This is a genomic window from Arsenophonus endosymbiont of Bemisia tabaci Q2, assembly GCF_902713415.1.
GTDB lineage: Bacteria > Pseudomonadota > Gammaproteobacteria > Enterobacterales > Enterobacteriaceae > Arsenophonus.
Map to the genome: position 1 here is coordinate 1 of NZ_CACTIE010000326.1, position 713 is coordinate 713.

At 39.4% G+C, this 713-nt stretch carries 1 pseudogene; it reads left to right on the forward strand.

From position 1 onward, the window contains the following. Positions 1–488 (forward strand): annotated as a pseudogene (locus ARSQ2_RS11745) (sodium:solute symporter family transporter); the annotation flags it as partial. Positions 489–713: the final 225 nt, after the last annotated feature.

Consider the following 713-nt stretch of genomic DNA (forward strand, 5'->3'; position numbering starts at 1 on the left):
TGTTATCAGCCATTTTAGCTGCTGTGATGAGTACCTTAAGTTGTCAATTATTGGTTTGTTCCAGTGCGTTGACTGAAGATCTCTATAAACCGTTTATCAGAGCTAAAGCTCGCCAGCGAGAGTTAGTTTGGGTTGGTAGTGCCATGATGTTAGTGGTGGCAGCAATGGCTATTTTTATTGCTCGTGATCCCAATAATAAAGTATTGGTTTTGGTTAGCAACGCCTGGGCGGCCTTTGGCGCAGTGATCTTAATTTCTGTCTTGTGACAACGTATGAATTGCTATCGTGCTTTAGCCAGTATACTGGTCGGTGCCTTAACGGCATTGATATGGATGCAATATAAGTGGTTTGGTTTATATGAAATTATTCCCGGTTTTATTTTTGCGTCAATCGCCATTGTTGTCGTTAGCCTGTTAACTACCGTACCTAGCCAGATCGCTGTGAAACGCTTTATTAAAGCGGAAGCTGAGTATAAAGCCAGCCAATAAGTCGCAACTAATAGACGCCCTAAATTTATCGCTTTGCAAGCTAATGCATCGACGTTGTTATATAACCAGATCAATAGTAATGATTTCATGGCTTGATGCTATTTTTAGCCGCTAACTATAGCTAATCGACTTAATTTTGATGACATTATTTATATGAGCTATTCAATTGATTTTAGACGTAAAGTGATATTTACGATAGAAGAAGAAGGGTTGAGTATCCGAGAA